The 18652-nt window shown below is 63.8% G+C and carries 15 protein-coding genes and 1 tRNA gene; 12 read left to right on the top strand and 4 right to left on the bottom strand.

What is annotated here, in order from left to right:
• The first annotated feature begins 4 nt into the window (after nt 1-4).
• The 7 genes from GJ695_RS09145 to GJ695_RS09115 all read left to right on the top strand — a co-directional run bounded on the left by GJ695_RS09145 (nt 5) and on the right by GJ695_RS09115 (nt 5467).
• Nucleotides 5-604, top strand: a complete 600-nt coding sequence (locus GJ695_RS09145; RefSeq protein ID WP_154364018.1) for an outer membrane lipoprotein LolB — start codon at nt 5-7, stop codon at nt 602-604.
• Nucleotides 605-613: 9 nt separating this feature from the next.
• Entirely contained in the window at nt 614-1504 is an 891-nt protein-coding gene (ispE, locus tag GJ695_RS09140) for a 4-(cytidine 5'-diphospho)-2-C-methyl-D-erythritol kinase (protein ID WP_154364016.1), read from the top strand.
• 76 nt (nt 1505-1580) lie between these two features.
• A tRNA-Gln gene (locus GJ695_RS09135) sits at nt 1581-1657 on the top strand.
• A 150-nt stretch (nt 1658-1807) separates the two neighbouring features.
• Nucleotides 1808-2758 (top strand): ribose-phosphate pyrophosphokinase, encoded by a 951-nt coding sequence (locus GJ695_RS09130; RefSeq protein ID WP_154360328.1) that lies wholly within the window; start codon nt 1808-1810, stop codon nt 2756-2758.
• Nucleotides 2759-2892: 134 nt separating this feature from the next.
• A complete protein-coding gene (locus GJ695_RS09125) occupies nt 2893-3498 on the top strand; it encodes a 50S ribosomal protein L25/general stress protein Ctc (RefSeq protein ID WP_154364014.1) in 606 nt (201 codons plus the stop codon).
• A 113-nt stretch (nt 3499-3611) separates the two neighbouring features.
• The gene (gene pth, locus GJ695_RS09120; RefSeq protein WP_154364011.1) at nt 3612-4193 is read left to right on the top strand and encodes an aminoacyl-tRNA hydrolase; all 582 of its coding nucleotides are present in this window, start codon (nt 3612-3614) and stop codon (nt 4191-4193) included.
• 8 nt (nt 4194-4201) lie between these two features.
• The gene (locus GJ695_RS09115; RefSeq protein WP_154364008.1) at nt 4202-5467 is read left to right on the top strand and encodes an amidohydrolase; all 1266 of its coding nucleotides are present in this window, start codon (nt 4202-4204) and stop codon (nt 5465-5467) included.
• Here GJ695_RS09115 and GJ695_RS09110 read toward each other — a convergent pair.
• The 4 genes from GJ695_RS09110 to GJ695_RS09095 all read right to left on the bottom strand — a co-directional run bounded on the left by GJ695_RS09110 (nt 5415) and on the right by GJ695_RS09095 (nt 12499).
• Nucleotides 5415-6824, bottom strand: coding sequence for a DUF3999 family protein (locus tag GJ695_RS09110; RefSeq protein WP_154364006.1), 1410 nt, complete (start codon nt 6822-6824; stop codon nt 5415-5417). The genes GJ695_RS09115 and GJ695_RS09110 overlap by 53 nt on opposite strands.
• A complete protein-coding gene (locus GJ695_RS09105; protein ID WP_154364004.1) occupies nt 6821-10090 on the bottom strand; it encodes a DUF2339 domain-containing protein in 3270 nt (1089 codons plus the stop codon). Before GJ695_RS09105 ends, GJ695_RS09110 begins: the two co-directional genes overlap by 4 nt.
• Before the next feature lie 80 nt (nt 10091-10170).
• Nucleotides 10171-12003, bottom strand: coding sequence for a DUF885 domain-containing protein (locus GJ695_RS09100; RefSeq protein WP_154364002.1), 1833 nt, complete (start codon nt 12001-12003; stop codon nt 10171-10173).
• Nucleotides 12004-12067: 64 nt separating this feature from the next.
• Nucleotides 12068-12499, bottom strand: coding sequence for an acyl-CoA thioesterase (locus GJ695_RS09095; RefSeq protein WP_308492540.1), 432 nt, complete (start codon nt 12497-12499; stop codon nt 12068-12070).
• A 161-nt stretch (nt 12500-12660) separates the two neighbouring features.
• Between GJ695_RS09095 and ychF the strand changes: the two genes are divergently transcribed.
• The 5 genes from ychF to GJ695_RS09070 all read left to right on the top strand — a co-directional run bounded on the left by ychF (nt 12661) and on the right by GJ695_RS09070 (nt 18613).
• A complete protein-coding gene (gene ychF / locus GJ695_RS09090) occupies nt 12661-13752 on the top strand; it encodes a redox-regulated ATPase YchF (protein WP_154363998.1) in 1092 nt (363 codons plus the stop codon).
• A 158-nt stretch (nt 13753-13910) separates the two neighbouring features.
• Nucleotides 13911-14816 carry a flagellin N-terminal helical domain-containing protein gene (locus GJ695_RS09085; protein WP_154363995.1) on the top strand — a complete coding sequence of 302 codons (906 nt, stop codon included), beginning with the start codon at nt 13911-13913 and terminating at the stop codon, nt 14814-14816.
• A 148-nt stretch (nt 14817-14964) separates the two neighbouring features.
• A complete protein-coding gene (locus tag GJ695_RS09080) occupies nt 14965-16521 on the top strand; it encodes an NYN domain-containing protein (RefSeq protein ID WP_154363993.1) in 1557 nt (518 codons plus the stop codon).
• A gap of 4 nt (nt 16522-16525) precedes the next feature.
• Nucleotides 16526-17377: an MOSC domain-containing protein gene (locus GJ695_RS09075; protein ID WP_154363991.1), complete on the top strand. Its 852-nt coding sequence runs from the start codon at nt 16526-16528 to the stop codon at nt 17375-17377.
• Nucleotides 17378-17443: 66 nt separating this feature from the next.
• On the top strand, nt 17444-18613 hold the full coding sequence (locus tag GJ695_RS09070) for a GGDEF domain-containing protein (RefSeq protein ID WP_154364198.1): 1170 nt from the start codon (nt 17444-17446) through the stop codon (nt 18611-18613).
• The last annotated feature ends 39 nt before the right edge of the window (nt 18614-18652 follow it).

The raw sequence follows: 18652 nt of genomic DNA, 5'->3' as shown, positions 1-18652 counted from the left end.
ATAAATGCTACGACCACTGCTGATCGCCCTTGCCCTGTCCACTGTTGCCGGCTGCGCCACCACGCCCTCCGGCCCGGTCTCCAGCGCCACCGTGGCGCCGTATCGCGACGAGGTCGCACTGGCCGGCCGCATCGGCGTCAATTACAGTCACGACGGCAAGAAGGAATCGCTGACCGTCTCCTTCAACTGGCAGCAGACCAGCACCACCACCGACGTCACGCTGACCTTGCCGACCGGGCAGACGGCGGCCGTGATCAATGTCACGCCGGCCTCGGCCACACTGACTGAAAGCGGCAAGCCGCCGCAGCGCGCGCCGGACCTCGATACGCTGACGCGCAAAGCGCTGGGCTGGACCTTGCCGGTCTCCGGCCTGCGCGAGTGGCTGCAGGGCTACGCCACCGACCGCGACGGCAAACGCTTTGTCGCCTCGCCCGCCAACGACACCGTCATCACGCGCGACGGCTGGAAGCTGGACTACGTCAGCTGGCAGGACGACCAGGCCGCCGTGCCGCAACCGAAGCGCATCGACGCCACCCGCATCGTGCTGGGCGAGGCGGTGGATGACGTCAACATCCGCGTCGTCATCTTTCCGTCCGAGAAGTAAAATGCCGGCATGACCGAACTCAACACTGCGCTGAAAAACTGCCCGGCTCCGGCCAAGCTCAACTTGTTCCTGCACGTGAACGGCCGCCGCGCCGACGGCTACCACCTGCTGCAAACCGTGTTCCAGCTGATCGACCATGGCGACATGCTGCACTTCACGCTGCGCGACGACACCGCGCTGCGCCGCGTGACCGACCTGCCCGGCGTGCCGGAAGAGAGCGACCTGATCATCCGCGCCGCCAGGCTGCTGCAGGCCGAGGTGCTGCGCCGCACGGGCGCCTTGCCGCGCGGCGTGAATATTGAAATCGACAAGATCCTGCCGATGGGCGGCGGCGTCGGCGGCGGTTCGTCCGACGCGGCCACCACGCTGATGGCGCTGAACCAGCTGTGGAATGCCGGCCTGAGCAAGCAGGAACTGATGGCGCTGGGCCTGCCGCTGGGCGCCGACATCCCGTTCTTCATCTTTGGCGAAACCGCCTTTGCCGAAGGCGTGGGCGAGGCGCTGCAGGCGGTATCGGCGCCGGAATGTTGGTATGTGGTTATCGAACCGGGCGTCATGGTGCCCACGGCTGCAATTTTTGGTTCAGAACATTTGACAAGGGACACGCCGCTCGTTAATATAACGGACTTTTCCAGCCACTCCAGAACATCGGGGTTTGGAAAGAATGACTTGCAACAAGTGGCAACGAAGTTATTCCCGCCGGTAGCAGAAGCGGTAGAATGGCTCGGTGCTTACGGCGATGCCAGGATGACTGGCTCCGGTGCATGTGTGTTCAGTGCGGTAGCAACCGAGGCGGACGCCGACGCGGTACTTGCAAAAGTGCCAGCGCAGTGGACAGCCTGGAAAGCCAAAGCGCTGAAACAGCATCCACTCATCGGAAAATTCAGTGCCAAGTTGTGAAGCGGCAAAAAAGATTTTGCGAAGCGTGAAAAAGGCTGTAGAATATCGGCCTGTAACGACGAGCAGTCAGTTGCGTAGGGGAATCGCCAAGCTGGTTAAGGCACCGGATTTTGATTCCGGCATACCAAGGTTCGAATCCTTGTTCCCCTGCCATTCGTTTGTATCTGGAACCGTCGAGGCACGAGTCTCCGGCCAGATAGAGCAAAAAGTGAGGCGCACGATGCGCCTCATTCCATTTAGTTCAGTGCCGCGCCGCTTGCGCTGGCTCTTCAAAGAATCTTCTACAACTTCTCTGGAATCCCAATGGCTTACGAAAACCTGATGGTTTTTACCGGCAACGCTAATCCTGCGTTGGCAGAGGGAGTCGCAAAAAATCTCGGCATCCCCCTCGGCAAAGCGAACGTTTCGAAATTCTCGGACGGCGAAGTCATGGTCGAGATCAACGAAAACGTCCGCGGTAAAGACGTTTTCGTGCTGCAATCGACCTGCGCGCCAACCAACGACAACCTGATGGAACTGATCCTGATGGTTGACGCCCTGAAACGCGCTTCGGCTGGCCGCATCACCGCTGCGATTCCTTACTTTGGTTACGCCCGTCAAGACCGCCGCCCACGTTCGGCGCGCGTTGCGATCTCGGCCAAAGTGGTCGCCAACATGCTGGAAGAAGCCGGCGTCGAGCGCGTCCTGATCATGGATCTGCACGCAGACCAGATCCAGGGCTTCTTCGATATCCCGGTCGACAATATTTACGCTTCGCCTATCCTGCTGGGCGACCTGCAGAAAAAGCACAACGAAGACCTGCTGGTGGTGTCCCCGGACGTCGGCGGCGTGGTGCGCGCCCGCGCCCTGGCCAAGCGCCTGGGCTGCGACCTGGCGATCATCGACAAGCGTCGTCCGAAAGCCAATGTCTCCGAAGTGATGAACATCATCGGTGACGTCGAAGGCCGCAACTGCGTGATCATGGATGACATGGTCGATACCGCCGGCACCCTGGTCAAGGCTGCGGAAGTGCTGAAAGAGCGCGGCGCCAAGAAAGTGGTGGCATATTGCACCCACGCTGTGCTGTCCGGCCCGGCAATCGACCGCATCAACAGCTCGTCGCTGGACGAACTGGTGGTGACCGACACGATTCCGCTGTCCGACGCCGCCAAGCAGTGCGCCAAGATCCGTCAACTGACCTGCGCACCGCTGCTGGCCGAAACGTTCAAACGCATCATCAAGGGCGATTCCGTGATCTCCCTGTTCGTCGACTAAGCAGTCTCGACAAGCCAAGTTTTTCAGGCGGCGCGCCCGGTTTTTTCCGGGCGCGCCGTTTTTCCCGAAGCGCGCCTGGTCGCGGGGCGCTTCATCACACGGGGCGCAAGCCCTGTTAATTATTGGAGTTACACATGAAAGTTGTTGCATTCAAACGCGAATTGCAAGGTTCCGGAGCGAGCCGCCGCCTGCGCAATTCGGGCCAAACCCCTGGCATCATCTACGGCGGTACCGAAGCACCGGTGACCATCGCCCTGGACCACAACGCCCTGTACCACGCGCTGAAAAAAGAAGCGTTCCACTCGTCGATCCTGGACCTGGAAATCGACGGCAAGGCAGAGAAAGTTCTGCTGCGCGACTTCCAGATGCACGCGTTCAAACAACTGGTTCTGCACGCTGACTTCCAGCGCGTTGACGCCGGCAAGAAAGTCCACATGAAAGTGGCGCTGCACTTCGCCAACGCCGATGTATCGCCAGCAGTCAAACTGCACGGCGCGACCATCAGCCACGTTGCCAACGAACTGGAAATCGAATGCCTGCCAGCCGACCTGCCAGAATTCATCACCGTTGACCTGTCGAACGTGGACGTCGGCCACTCGGTTCACGCTGCTGACCTGACCCTGCCAAAAGGCGTGACCGCTGTCACCCACGGCAACAACCTGACCATCGCTACCGCATCGGTACCTGCTGGCCACGTTGCTGCTGAAGCTGCTGCGACCACCGAAGAAGCCAAGAAGTAATTTAAACCGCTTCGCTAAAAAACCCTGTAGCCTGAACGCGCTCAAGATCGCGTTCAGCGCGACAGGGTTTTTTTTCGTCCATAATCACGTATCAATCACATCGTTATCACGTCATGCCCATCCGTCTTATCGTTGGCCTCGGCAATCCCGGCCCTGAATACGAACAAACGCGCCACAACGCCGGCTTCTGGCTGGTGGACAACCTCGCCAACGACACCGGCGCGCGCCTGCAGCGTGAAGCCAAGTACAACGCCATGGTGGCCAGGACCGCCATCGCCGGCCAGGAAGTCTATCTGCTGGAGCCGCTGACCTTCATGAACCGCTCCGGCCAGTCGGTCGGCGCGCTGTGCCGCTTCTTCAAGATCAGCGCCGACGAAGTGCTGGTCGTGCACGACGAACTGGACCTGCTGCCCGGTATCGCCCGCCTGAAAAAAGGCGGCTCCTCGGGCGGCCACAACGGCCTGAAGGACATCACCGCCGCGCTGGGCACGCAGGACTACTGGCGGCTGCGCCTCGGCATCGGCCATCCGCGCTCGCTGAACCTGGCGCAGCAGGTGGCCGATTTCGTGCTGCACCGCCCGCGCCGCGAAGACCAGGAACTGATCGAGCGCGCCATCGAAAAATCGCTGCTGATCATGCCGCAAATCGTCAAAGGCGAATTCCCCGCCGCCACCACCAAGTTGCATACCGAATAAAGGAAGCGATGAAACTCTTACCGATCGTTGCACTGCTGGCCGCCGCGGCCGCCCAGGCGCAGGATGCAGGCGCCCTCATCAACGGCATGTATCCGCAACTGGAGACGATCTACAAGGACTTGCACGCGCATCCAGAGATCGCCTTCCAGGAACAGCGCACCGCCGCCAAACTGGCGGCCGAAATGCGCACGATCGGTTTCGAGGTCACGGAGAAGGTCGGCAAGACCGGCATCGTCGCCATCTACAAGAACGGGCCCGGCCCGCTGGTGCTGGTGCGCACCGAGATGGACGCCTTGCCGATGGAGGAAAAATCCGGCCTGCCATACGCCAGCAAGAACGGCGCCGCCCACAGTTGCGGCCACGACGTCCACATGACGGCCTGGCTGGCCAGCGCACGCGCGCTGGTGGCGCTCAAGTCGCAGTGGCAGGGCACGCTGATGTTCATCGGCCAGCCGGCGGAAGAAACCGTGTCCGGCGCCAAGGCCATGCTGGAGGACGGCCTGTTCAAGCGTTTCGGCAAGCCGGACTACGCGTTCGCGCTGCACTCGTGGCCGCTGGCTTACGGCACCATCGGCTACAACAGCGGGCCGGTGTCGTCGAATTCCGATGCGATCGAGATCACCTTCAAGGGACGCGGCGGCCACGGCTCGGCGCCGGACAAGGCGCTCGATCCGATCACCATCGCCGCCCGCTTCGTGGTCGACGTGCAGACCATCATCAGCCGCGAGAAAGATCCGAAGGAATTCGGCGTGGTGACCATCGGCGCCATCAACGGCGGCACGGTCGGCAACATCATTCCGGACACGGTGAAAGTGCGCGGCACCATCCGCAGCTACAGCCCGGCGGTGCGGGAGAAAATCCTGGCCGGCGTGCGCCGCGTCGCCAACGCCTCGGCAGCCATGGCCGACGCGCCGGCGCCGGACGTGCAGCTGATCCCCGGCGGCGTCGCCATCGAGAACAACGAGGCGCTGGTGACGCGCACCGAGGGCGTGCTGAAGAAAGCCTTCGGCGACGCCAACGTGTCGCGCATGCCGGCCATGACCGCCAGCGAAGATTTTTCGCAGTACGTGAACCAGGGCGTGCCGGGCATGTTCTTCTTCACCGGCGTCTATGATCCGAAAGCGGTGGCGGAAGCGGAGCACGGCGGCAAGCCGGTCGCCTTCAACCACTCGCCATACTACGCGCCGGTGCCGGAACCGTCGATCAAGACCGCCGCCCAGGCTATGACGCTGGCGGTGATGAACGTGATGGCCGCACCAGCCGCCAAACCATAAAGCCCAGCACGGCCACGCCCAGCAGCAGCACGCCCCACAGCGCGATCAGGCGCCGCTGGGCCGCCGTAGCGGCTTCCAGGGCCGCGCTGGCGTCCTGCGCGCCGCTGCCTTGCTGCTGCGTGGCAGCGCCGGCGCTGACCTGCTCCAGCTTCTGCAATTCCGAATCCGAAAAACCCGGCGCCACCTGCGACAGCTCGCGCACCGCAGGCACGGCGCGTTCGCGGCCGACCGCCAGCGTGTAGGGGCCGTTGCCGCTGGCGAGGAACACCAGCGTGGCCGGCGGCCAGTTCAGGCGCAAGGCCGGCTTGACCGTCGCCGCTGCGTTGGTACGCAGCACCCATTGCGTCGCGTGCACCGGCGGCACATCCAGATCGCCGGAACTACGCGTCTGGTCATCCTGCATGATGCGGTAGAAGGTCGAGCTGACCAGCGGATCGAAACGCCACGTCGCGCCTTGGCCCACCTGGCGCGCCGGCAGTTCGCGGTACACGCCCAGCGTGCCTGCCAGTACCACATTGGTTTCGCTGAACTGCAAGCCGGCCGTGGCCGGCGCGATGGCGGGCGGCGTGGCGTACACCAGATCCTGCGGCTGCTTGCCAGTGGCGGCCGGAATCACCAGTTGCTCGCCGGCTGGCGCGGTGCTGGTTTCGGTCGGTTGTTCGGCGATGATGCCGGCGAATTGAACCGGCGTGCCGCTGCGCCAGCTCAGGCGCGCGTAATGGAAGCTGCGAGCGTCGAAGGCCAGGCGGTCGTTGGCCAGCGTTTGCGCATCCTTGTTCACCAGCCAGTTCAGCTCGGCCGCGCCGACGGTGTCCCAGCGCTTCATGTCGTTGCTGGTTTCCAGCCAGACCTGCGCGCTGTATTCCTGCACGCCGGCCGGCAGCGTGAAGCGCAGCGCGTCGATCGGTTTGGTGGCCGCGTCCTTGCCCAGATCCAGCACCAGCGCCGCCAGCTGCGGTTGCGCCGTCGAGGCGCCGGCTTCCGGCTTCAGCTTGACGGACAAAAGGCGGCCATCGGTCGAGGTGCTGACGTCCAGATCCATTTTGGATGCGGCGCCGGCTGTGCTCATCAGCGGGAAGATGGTCAGAGACCTGTCGCTGTGGCTGACGCGGGTGGCGAAGCTGGGCGTGCGCAGCGCGAACGGTTGCGGCGTGCCGCTGGCGTCGAACACGCGCAGGTCGTCCAGCATCGGCGAGCGCGCATGCAGGTAGACGTCCTTGGGCAGGCGCAGTTGCAGCACGCCCTGTTTGGCGCTGGTGGTCAGCGGCAGCACGTGGGTGTAGTCCTGCGGCGTGTCGCTGGCCGAAGCGGCAGTCGTCAGTGCGCCGGCGTATGCGGCGATCAGTATTTTCTTCATGCGGTCTCCGCTGTGTTTTCGGTTTGCGTCGGATACGGCGCCAGGTAGCCGATGCCGACCATCAGCGCACCAACGCCGACGAAGGATACGATGCGTTCGACGCCGCCCACGTTCGACAGGTCCACCAGGAACAGCTTGGCTACCACCAAGGCCAGCAGCGTGGCGCCGCCGATCCACACGGTGCGGATCGAACGCTTGGCCGCGAAGCGCATCAGCAGCAGCGCGGTGACGCTCCACACCAGCGACAGCATGGCCTGCACAAACTGCGAGCCGAACATGGCGTCGAATTCGTACGGAATGTTCATGTAGTTCGACACCGTGCGCAGCAGCGCCAGATTGAACCAGCCGTAGGCGACCAGCGCACCTGCCAGAGGCAGCACCCAGGCGGGCAACAGCGTCGCCGGCGTCTGGTGCAGCAGGCGGTAGCAGCTGTTGGCCAGCAGCAGGGCAAAGCAGGTGGTCAGGTCCAGCGGATTGGCCAGCGGGAGGTAGGGCAGCGGCGCCATGGCGCCGTTCTGCGACAGGTTCCAGACGGCGACCAGCAGCAGCGCCCACGTGCACGCCAGCGGGGTCAGGCGGCGCTGATACCACTCTGCAATCGGCGCGACCGGCCATGTGCCGGCACGGCTGCGCTGCATCAGCCAGCCGATCACGCCCATCATCAGCCAGGCTGGAATGAAGCGTGCCCAACTGGCGCTGGTTTCCCAGCCGGCCTCGGCCAGCATGCGCGCTTCCTCGCTGTCGCCGCCGTGCAGCCAGCGCGTGATCCAGATGGCCGCGACCGGCCAGATCATCAGCCACAGGCCGCCGGTGCGCAGGCTGTGCACCAGGCGCAGCGGCACCGCGCCGAGTTGCCAGCCGTTGGCGGGCCAGAGGCGCAGCATCCATTCGCCCGCCAGCCACAGCGCCGCATACGCCAGCCAGACCGAGGCGCGCGGCAGATGGTTGTCGAAATACAGTTGCACCAGCATGCCGGCGGTGGCGACTGCCAGTCCGATCCAGGCCGGCGTCGCCAGCACGCGCAGCGATGGCCATTGCAGGCGTTTCGCCAGAAGCGTCGCCGGGATGGCGCTGGCGGCCACCAGCATGCCGTAGACGGCCATGGCCAGCACGTCGGCGCCGTACCAGTTGTCTTTGCTCAGCAGCTCGTAGCGCACGGCCAGCCAGCCGGCCAGGTCCGGCGCGCTCATGATGTACCACCACAGGCCGCCCCACAGCATGGTGATACGCGACAGCGCGTGATTGACGGTGCCCGGCTTGGCACCGTTGTTGCGCATCAATGCCCAGCTGCTGAACAGGCCGGCTGCGCAGATCAGCAGCGCACCCAGGATGGGCTTGTCGAACAGGTTCGGCGAGACATGAAGCCAGTCTCCTTGCTGCGAGAACAGCACCTCCAGCGACACCAGTACGCCTAGCATCACGCCAACAATGGCTTGCGCGACCAGGGCGAGCGTGCTGGCCAGGCGCCACGTCATCTTGCGGGCGATAAAGTACAGCACCAGCGACGCCAGCAGTGCACTGATCACCAGCAGGTTGGCCTGCGCCACGCCGTTGGTGCGCAGGAAGATCTCCGTCCACGCGCCGGCGATCAGCCACACCGAGGCAAACGCCAGGAACACCGACGCCAGCATGGCAAACAGCCGGGTGCTACTGTCGTCCTGCGCACGGAAGCGCGTCGCCATCAGGAAGGCGGTGATGGATAGCAGGATAAAGCCCAGCCACAGATTCGATTCGATCGCCAGTTGCGGCGACAGGCCGGTGACAGTGCCGAAGAACGAGATCCATGCACCCGCCTGCACCAGCAGGCCGAACATCCACGCCATCTTCTGTTTCTGGCGCAGGCCGATCCAGACGATGCCGGCGCCTTCCAGCGCCCAGGCGCCGGAAGTCCAGCGGCCGTCGAGCGCGAACGGAATCGCCAGCGTGCCGAACACCACGCCCAGCGCGAGGAAGGCGTCCGACAGCAGCGCCAGCTTCGGCCGGCGGCGCAGCATGGTGGTCAGGCCGATGTAGAACAGGCCCAGCGTCAGCGCGGAAAACGCCACGCCGAATTGCATGTCCTTCACCAGGCTGAACTGCAAACCGAAGCCAGCCATCGGCGTGCCGAACACCAGCGTGCCGTCAACGTAGTTCTTCAGCTTGACCGACTGCTGGCGCGCATATGCCAACGGGATCGACACGTAGAAGGCAAAGAACAGCAGCAGGAACAGTTGCACCGACAGGTAGTTCTCCGGCGTGTAGCGCAGCACGCCCCAGGTGGTGCCGATGGCGAAGGTAAAGGCGAAGCCAAGCAGGTTCAGCGGACGCCACGAACGGTACAGCGCCAGGTACAGCACGCCGGCGTTCAGCAGTGCGTAGTAGCTGAACAGCCCGATGTGGCTGCCGCCGCCGCTGGACGCGAGAATAGGTGTGGCGAAGCCGCCGACGATGCCGAAGATCGCCAGCCACATCGCATCCTGCAGCACCGCCAGCAGGCATGTAAAGACGGTCAACACCAGCAACAGCGCGAACGCCATGCCGCCGGGGATCAGGTGGTAGAGCCGGAAGGCGCCGAAGGTGACCAGCATCAGCACCGCCAGCGCGGCGCCTTGCACCGGCAGGCTGATGGCGGGCCGGCGCAGGCGGATGCGCCAGGCCCAGGCCAGCGCCGCGATGTCCGCCAGGACGATGCCGGCCAGACGGAATTCGATCGGCAGGGTGACGCGCGCGGCGGTGTACTTGAGCAGGAAGCTGACGCCGATGAACAGGATCAGCAAGCCGAGCTTGGCGACCAGATTGCCGCCGAAGAGCCAGGTTTTGGCGGCCAGCAGCCATTTCGGCGGTTGGCTGGGCGGCGGTGGCGTGCGGATCGGCAGGCGCGGCGTTTCAGGGACGTCCGCCGGCAAAGTCTCGGCGTCTGGCACCGATGAGGCAGTTGCCGCGGCGCCGACCGCAAGCGCGGCCTCAGCGAGCGACTCCTCCGGCGCAACATGTGCCAGTGGCTCCGGCGTTGCAAGCGACTCCGACGGCGTTGCAGGCTCGGCCGCCGCCGGCGCAACTGATGTCGGTGGCTTGGGCTGCGCGGCTGCTTGCGCGGAACGCGCGACCACCACCGCATCTGGCGTCGTGGGCATCGGCTTGGTGGACGCCGCAGGCAAAGCATCGCGCAACGTCGCCAGCTCCTGCTGCAACTTATTGGCGATCCGTCTCGCTTCGCGGGCTTCGTTGCGCGCACGCCAGGCAACGCCCAGCGTGAACACGCCAAATACAAACAGCAGGAATTCCATCCGGCGGCTCCCTTGAGGCAATATCGCAAACTATCATATTTGCAACATTGTCTCAATCCAAACCGTCAATACGCATCAGCTCATTTTGTGCTTGCGATCCAGCGGTCGACACGCTGCTCCAGGATCGGCAGCGGCAGGGTGCCGTCGCCAATCACCACTTCATGGAATTTCTGATAACTGAATTTGTCGCCCAAGGCCATCTGCGCGCGGGCGCGCAGTTCCAGGATTTTGAGCGAACCGATCTTGTAGCTCAACGCCTGCGCCGGCCACACCATGTAGCGCTCGATCTGGTTGCGCGCGCGCGGCTCGCTCCAGCCCAGCGTATCGACCAGATAGGCGATGGCTTGCTCGCGCGACCAGCCCTTGGCGTGCATGCCGGTATCGACCACCAGGCGCGCCGCGCGCAGCATCTCCGCGTTCAGATGGCCGTAATAGGCGACCGGATCGTCGTACAGGCCCATCTCGCGGCCCAGCGTTTCGCAATACAGCGCCCAGCCTTCGGTGTACGCCGCGCTGTTCGGATTCTCGGTGCTGAACTTGCGGAAGTCCGGCAGGTCCAGTTCCTTCAGCAGCGCCGCGTGCAAGTGGTGGCCCGGCACGCCTTCGTGCAGGAACAGGCTGACCATGTCGACGCGGCTGTATTTCTTCGGGTCGTTCACCACCGGCCAGAACACGCCGGGATGCGAACCGTTGGCGGCCGGCGGCGTGTAGTGGTCGGAGGCGGTGGCGCGTGTCAGTTCCGGCTCCAGATGCAGTTCCAGCTTCGCTTTCGGGATCAGGCTGAAATAGGTTGGCAGCTTGGCCTGCACTTGCGCGTAGATGGTGCGGTAGGCGTCCAGCACCTGTTCGTCGGTGGTGAAGATGTCGAATTTGGTTTGCGCGCCGACCCATTGTGGCAGCTGCTTCTCCGGGCCGTCGTAGCCCAGCTTGGGACCGAGCACGGTCAGCTGCTGCTGGATGCGCGCCACTTCCTTCAGGCCCAGCGCGTGGACTTCGTCCGGCGTCAGCGGCAGATTGGTGCTGTCCTTGATGTGGGCCGCGTACCAGGCCATGCCGTTCGGCAGCGAACTCCAGCCGGTGCTGGCGCGGCTGGCCGGCAGGTACTGGTGTTCGAGGAAGTCGACCAGGCGGGTCAGCGCCGGTGCGATCTTGCTGTCCACCGTTTTCAGGTAGGCGGCGGTCAGTTGTTTTTTCTCGGCGTCCAAGAACGAGGCCGGGAAGCGCGTCACCGGCGAATAGTAGACGCTGGCTTCCGGCGTGGCGGCGCGCAGGTTCTGTAACTGCGGCAGCATGGCGACGGTGATCGCCTTCGGCTGCACGACGCCGGTGCGGATGCCTTCCTTCATGTTGGCGATGGCCTGGTCGATCCAGCCGGGCAGCTGGTTCAGGCGGCTCAGGTAAGCCTGGTATTGCTTGACCGTTTCCAGCGGCTGCGAACCGGTGCCGCCGGCGTAGTTGGCCAGCGTGCTGGGGACGTTGTCGAACTGGTTCAGCGGCAGCAGATGGTCGGGGAAGGACTCCAGCTGCATCGCGTTGTTCAGCTCATAGGTGAGCAGATCGTAGGTCAGCTGCTCCTGCGCGCCGAGCTGGTCGCGGCGCACCGCCATCAACTGCTTCTGCATGCCGCGGTACAGCGTGAATTGCGCCGCGCGCACCTTGGGCGAAATCGCCAGGCCGAGCTGATCGTCGTAGCGGCTGTCGCCGTTTGCGGTGGCAAACAGCAGTGGATCGAACTTGCAGCGCGCGGTATGGAAGGCCGCCGCGATCTTCGCCAACTGCTTCTGCGCCTGGTTGGTCTTGACCGCCGCCACCGCCGGCGTCGCCTGCACCGGCAAAGTATAAGCACCAGCCAGCATCAGGCTGGCAATCAGAACGGAGGTACGCAGCGGCGCGCGGCAACGAGAAAATGGCATGGGGCTTTCCTGATGAAGATGAATTATTTGAGTGCGACGACGAATGAGTCTAGCATCAAACAAGTCAGCCAAGAACAGCCAGCGTATTCAGCACTTCGCGCACGGCGGGTGGCACTGGGACAGCACGATTGCTGACGCGGTCGACGTAGACATGGACGAAGTGGCCGGCGGCGGCGGGCAGGGCGTCGTCGTTGCGGTAGAGGGCGACTTCGTAGCGGACGCTGGAATTGCCCAGCTTGGCGACGCGGATGCCGGCGTGCACCAGGTCCGGAAAGGCGATCGGGCTGAAGTAGGAGCAGCCGCTGTCCACCACGAAGCCCACCACTTCGCCCTGGTGAATGTCCAGCACGCCCGCCTCGATCAGGAACTGGTTCACCGCCGTATCAAAATATGAGTAATAGACAACGTTGTTCACGTGGCCATAGATATCGTTGTCCATCCAGCGGGTCGGAATGGCCTGAAAGTGGCGGAACTGGTCTCGTCCGGCGTCGCGCATCGTCATGCGGGCTCCTGTTTTTTGAAGAGTGGGGGCAAGGGAGGTACAATGGACCCTTGAACGCTGTAATCAGCTAGAACAGCAAGAATATCCAAAAACGCTGCCTGTGGGCCGTTTTCACCAGCCGCTTGCCGGCCATATTGATAATTTAAAGGTTTTTCATGAGTCTCCAATGCGGCATCGTCGGCTTGCCTAACGTCGGCAAGTCCACCCTGTTCAACGCCCTGACCAAGGCCGGCATCCCGGCCGAGAACTATCCGTTCTGCACCATCGAGCCGAACGTCGGCGTGGTCGAAGTGCCGGACCCGCGCATGGCCGCGCTGTCCGACATCGTCAAGCCTGAGCGCATGGTCAACGCCATCGTCGAATTCGTCGACATCGCCGGCCTGGTGGCCGGCGCGTCGCAGGGCGAGGGCCTGGGCAACCAGTTCCTGTCGCACATCCGCGAAACCGACGCCATCGTCAACGTGGTGCGCTGCTTCGAAGACGACAACGTGATCCACGTGGCCGGCAAGGTCAGCCCGCTGGACGACATCGAAGTGATCCAGACCGAGCTGGCGCTGGCCGACCTGGGCACCGTGGAAAAAGCCATCCACCGCGAAAACAAGAAAGCCCGTTCGGGCGACAAGGACGCCGCCAAGCTGCTGGCCATCATGGAACGCATCGTGCCGCACCTGAACGAAGCCAAGCCGGTGCGCGCCATGGGCCTGGACGCCGACGAGCTGGCCCTGATCAAGCCGCTGTGCCTGATCACCGCCAAGCCGGCCATGTACGTGGCCAACGTGTCGGACTCCGGCTTCACCAACAACCCGCTGCTGGACCAGCTGACCGCCTACGCCGCCACCCAGAACGCGCCGATTGTCGCCATCTGCGCCTCGATCGAAGCGGAAATCGCTGACCTGGACGACGCCGACAAGAGCGCCTTCCTGGCCGACATGGGCATGGAAGAGCCAGGCCTGGACCGTCTGATCCGCGCCGCCTACAAGCTGCTGGGCCTGCAAACCTACTTCACTGCCGGCGTGAAGGAAGTGCGCGCCTGGACCATCCACATCGGCGACACCGCCCCGCAGGCGGCCGGCGTGATCCACACCGACTTCGAACGCGGCTTCATCCGCGCGCAAACCATCGCCTACGACGACTACATCCAGTACAAGGGCGAGGGCGGCGCGAAGGAAGCCGGCAAGATGCGCGCCGAGGGCAAGGAATATGTCGTCAAAGACGGCGACGTGCTGAATTTCCTGTTCAACGTCTAAGCGCTCCCGAGCGGCAGTGCAAGGAGGCCCCGCAATGCGGGGCTTTTTTGTTGCAGCGGATGTTTTGAGAAAAAAACCAGCGGTATCCTTAATCTCCTTACAATTGGTGTCGCCTCTATGTAATATAGAAACATTTTCGTAAAGAATGATTGCTTGAAATGCTTAGTCTTCGTACCAGCCTCGCATCGTTGTCCAGTCAAAATGCGCTACGTCGCGCCAGTAGTACCCTGGCCACCTCGCAAACGCGCCTGAGCACCGGCTACCGCGTCAACTCCGCCATGGACGATGCCGCCGGTCTGCAATTGGCGACCCGGCTCTCGGCCCAATCGAGCGGGATGGCGGTCGCCATGCGCAACACCCAAAACGGTATTTCCATGTTGCAGACCGCGGACGGCATGCTCGATGAGGTCAGCAATTTACTGACGCGCTTGGGAGAGCTGGCGGTGCAGGCGGCGGACGGTTCCAGCACCCAGGCAGATCGGGATGCGCTACATGCCGAGTATGTCACGCAAAGCAAGCAGATCGATCAGATCATTAACGAGGGGGTGTACGCGGGCAAATACCTGATGCGATACATCGTTGCGCCGTCCGGTCCCGACGGCCCGGGCACACTGGGGGATAGCGCGATCACCTTCCAGACCGGCGCATCCGCGAAGGAAACCATCAATATCGATTTCCGTCCGTTCCTGGGACGGCTGAATGGTTCGCTGTATTACGCGATCGACGACGAAAGCCTGTCCGGCTTTCCGGTCGACGGCCCCGGCACCGAATTGACCTCGGCCGAGTCCGCCAATGCGCTGATCGGCAAGATCGCCGAGGCGGCGGACGATGTGGGCGCGCTGCGCGCGCAATTGGGCGCTACCAGCAATCGCCTCAACAGCGTCTTCCGCAACCTCGCCAATGTCCGCAACAACACGGAGGCGGCGCGGGGGCGCATCGTCGATACCGATTTCGCCACCGAGGCGGCCAACGCGACCCAAGATCAAATGCTCACGCAGAGCGCCAGCGCCATGCTGAAGCAATCCAATAGCCTGTCCCAACTGGTCATTACCCTGGTCCAGTAAGCGGTGCGCCTGTGCACCGCCGCGCAACGCAAGCTGTGCCGATAGCCGTGCGCGCACCGTTGTTGGGTATAATCGTCGGATTGCCGGATCGCTGGACCGCCGCGTTTGCCTCCCGCCCCCCTCACTCCTATACAAGAAAATACTTTTCATGGCATCTTCCAACGAAAACGTCAGCATGGCGCTGTTCTGCGATTTTGAGAACGTGGCGCTCGGCGTGCGCGACGCTAACTACGACAAGTTCGACATCAAGCCGGTGCTGGAGCGCTTGCTGCTCAAAGGCAGCATCGTGGTCAAGAAAGCCTATTGCGACTGGGACCGCTACAAGGGCTTCAAGGCGCCCATGCACGAGGCGAACTTCGAGCTGATCGAAATTCCGCACGTGCGCCAGTCCGGCAAGAACTCGGCTGACATCCGCATGGTGGTCGATGCGCTGGACTTGTGCTACACCAAGTCGCACGTCGATACCTTCGTCATCATTTCCGGCGATTCCGATTTTTCGCCGCTGGTGTCGAAGCTGCGCGAGAACGCCAAGAAGGTGATCGGCGTCGGCGTCAAGCAGTCCACCTCGGACCTGCTGGTGGCCAACTGCGATGAATTCATCTTCTACGACGACCTGGTGCGCGAGAGCCGCCGCGCCAAGCGCGAAAGCAGCGGCGCCACCGACAGCAAGCCGCAGGTCAAGCGCACGCCGGAAGAGGAACGCGCCCGCCGCGACGAGATGGAAAAACGCCGCAACCAGGCCGTGGAAATCGCCGTCAATACCTTCGAGGCGCTGGTGCTGGAGCGCGGCGACAGCGGCAAGATATGGGCGTCCGTGCTGAAGGAGGCGATCAAGCGCCGCAAGCCGGATTTCAGCGAGTCCTACTATGGTTTCCGCACCTTCGGCAATCTGATCGAGGAATGCAAGGCGCGCGGCTACCTGGAGTTCGGCCGTGACGAAAAATCCGGCGCCTACGTTTATCGCGGTAACGGCGTGCCGCAGGCCGCCGCCGAAGCGCCGCCGAACGCGGAAGGCGCGGCGCCAGCCGCAGCGCCAGCCGAAGGCGGCCAGCAGGAATCGCGCCGCAGCCGCAATCGCGGCCGTACCGCCGCCGAACGCTTTGCCGAGCGCCAGGCGCTGCGTCAGGGCCAGCCACAGCGCGGCGGCCAGCCGCAAGCGGATGCGCCTGCCAGCGAGGTGGTTGAAGTGGTGGCCGCGCCGGAAGTCGTGGCGCCGGTCGAGCCGGCGCCCGTGGTGTTGGAGAACGCGGCGCCAGCCAAGAAAAAGAATGGCGCCAAACCGCCTGCACGCAAGGTGAAAACCGCTGCCAAGAAGGGCAATGCGTCGACCGACGTCGAGGCGCCAGCCGTGGTGCAGGAAGCCGCGCCGGCCCCTGCGCCGACGCCGGAACCCGTGGCTGCCGAAGCCGCACCGGCACAACGTCCGGCCGGCAAGCAGAACGGCGGCAAGCAAAACGCCCGCAAGCCGAACGGCCGCGCCAACGGCGGCAAGCAGAACGCCAAGCCGCAGGCCGATGACGTGGTCGTCGCGGTGGCGGCGCCGGTCGCCGCCCCGGTTGACGCCGCGCCGGAAGCCGCCGCCGACAAGCCGGCCAAAGCCAGGCCGAAGGCCAAGCCTGCCGCCGCCGACAAGCCGGCGCGCAAGCCAGCCGCCCCGCGCGCGCCACGTCCGCCCAAAGCCGCCGCCACGCCAACCGAAGAGTAAGCCGATGCCAGTACTGTCCGCCATTACGCTGTACCCGATCAAATCCTGCGCCGGCATCTCGCTGGACGAAGTCACGCTGACCCCGCTGGGCCTGATGACCGAGCAGATTTACGATCGCGAATGGATGGTGGTGGACGGTAACGGCAACTGCCTGACCCAGCGCGAACATCCGCGCATGGCGCTGATCAAGCCCACGATCAAGGCCACCACGCTGGAACTGCAGGCGCCCGGCATGCTGCGCCTGGAAATTCCGCTGGGTCTGCCGGACCCGGCCAGCGCTCCATCGCTGAACGTGCGGTTGTGGGACGACACGGTCCAGGCCTACGACTGCGACGCGCTCACCGCCGAATGGATCAGCAACGCGGTCGGCGCGCCGTGCCGGCTGGTGCGCTTTCACGCCAATGCCGAACGCCCGGTCAGCACCAAGTGGACCGACGGCGTGCAGGCCACCACCATGTTCTCCGACGGCTATCCGATCCTGGTGGCCGGCAGCGCCTCGCTGGACGACCTGAACCAGAAACTGGTGGCCGCCGGCCGCCAGGCGCTGCCGATGAACCGCTTCCGTCCCAACCTCGTCATCGACGGCATCGAAGCCTTCGAGGAAGACTATGCGGAAAGCTACCAGATCGGCGAGGTGGTGCTGAAGCCGGTCAAGCCATGCCCGCGCTGCCCGATGCCGTCGGTCGACCAGGCCACCGGCGAGTTCGGTCCCGATCCGATGGACATCATGCAAAGCTACCGCGCCAAGCCGGAACTGGAAGGCGCGCTGTGCTTTGGCATGAATGCGATTTTGATTGCCGGCGACGACCAGCGTGTGCGCGTAGGACAAGAAATTGAAGTTACCTTGGCATTTTGATACCTCGGGGCATTCCCAAGCGCCGCAACTTGGCGTAAGGTGAGGGGTACGCAAGAAAGGCCAATGATGACGCACACCGCAACCGGGAAACTACCGCCAGACACCGATCACGCCGACGCTGCGCATGATCTGGCGGCCGAGAACCGGGCTTTGCGCGCGCGCATGGCCTATCTGCTGGAGCAGGCCGAACGCAACCACTCGATCATGACGCGCCACCAGGCCTTCGACCTGGAAATCGTCGGCGCCGGCAATTTCCCTGAACTGGTGGGCACCATCTTCCGCGTGCTGCCCGTCATCTCCGAGCTCGACAGCGTGACGCTGACGCTGATCGACGAAGACGCCGACATCCGCACCGTGATGCTGAAGCTGGATGTGGTGTTCGAAGATTTCCCCGACCTGATTTTTGTTGAAACGCTGGACGAGCTGGGCCTGGACCTGGCGCGCCGCACCGCCTATGCGCCGACGCCCAAGCCGCTGCTGGGCATGTATGACCGGCTGCGCCATGCGTCCACCTTCCCCCACGCGCCGGCCGGCCTGCAAAGCGTGGCGGTGGTGCCGCTGCTGCGCAACAAGCGCATCATCGGCAGCCTGAATCTGGGCAGCTGCGATCCGACCCGTTTCACGCCGAGCCTGGGCACCGATTTCATCGAGCACATGGCGTCCATCATCGCCATCTGCCTGGAAAACGTCATCAGCAACGAGATGCTGAAGTACATCGGCCTGACCGATTCGCTGACCGGCGTCTACAACCGCCGCTACATCGACCGCCGCCTGCTGGAAGAGATTGCGCGGGCGCGCCGCCAGCAGTATCCGATTTCCTTCATGTACATCGACATCGACCACTTCAAGCGCGTCAACGACACCGTCGGCCACGGCGGCGGCGACGAGGTGCTGCGCGAGGTGGCGGCGCGCATCAAGAACGAGCTGCGCACCTCGGACGCGCTGGCGCGCTTCGGCGGCGAGGAATTCGTGGTGCTGCTGATCGACGCCAACCTGGAAAGCGCGGCCTTCGTGGCCGAGCGTATCCGCGCCAGCGTGGCCGGCAGCATGATTACGCTGTCGCCGGAGCTGCAGCTGTCGGTGACCGTGTCGATCGGCGTGGCCTGCCTCGAGGTGGGCATGGCGGAGGGCGATCCGGAAGCCATCGCCCGCAACCTGATCGAGCGCGCCGACGGCCTGCTGTACGACGCCAAGGAAAATGGCCGCAACCGCGTCATCAGCTATCGGGCTGAATGATTTTCGCGATTTCATTGAAAGAGTTAGCTGATTAAGGGG

The sequence above is a fragment of the Duganella alba genome (assembly GCF_009674495.1).
GTDB lineage: Bacteria > Pseudomonadota > Gammaproteobacteria > Burkholderiales > Burkholderiaceae_D > Rugamonas > Rugamonas alba.
This window is presented reverse-complemented; position numbering and strand designations above follow the sequence as displayed.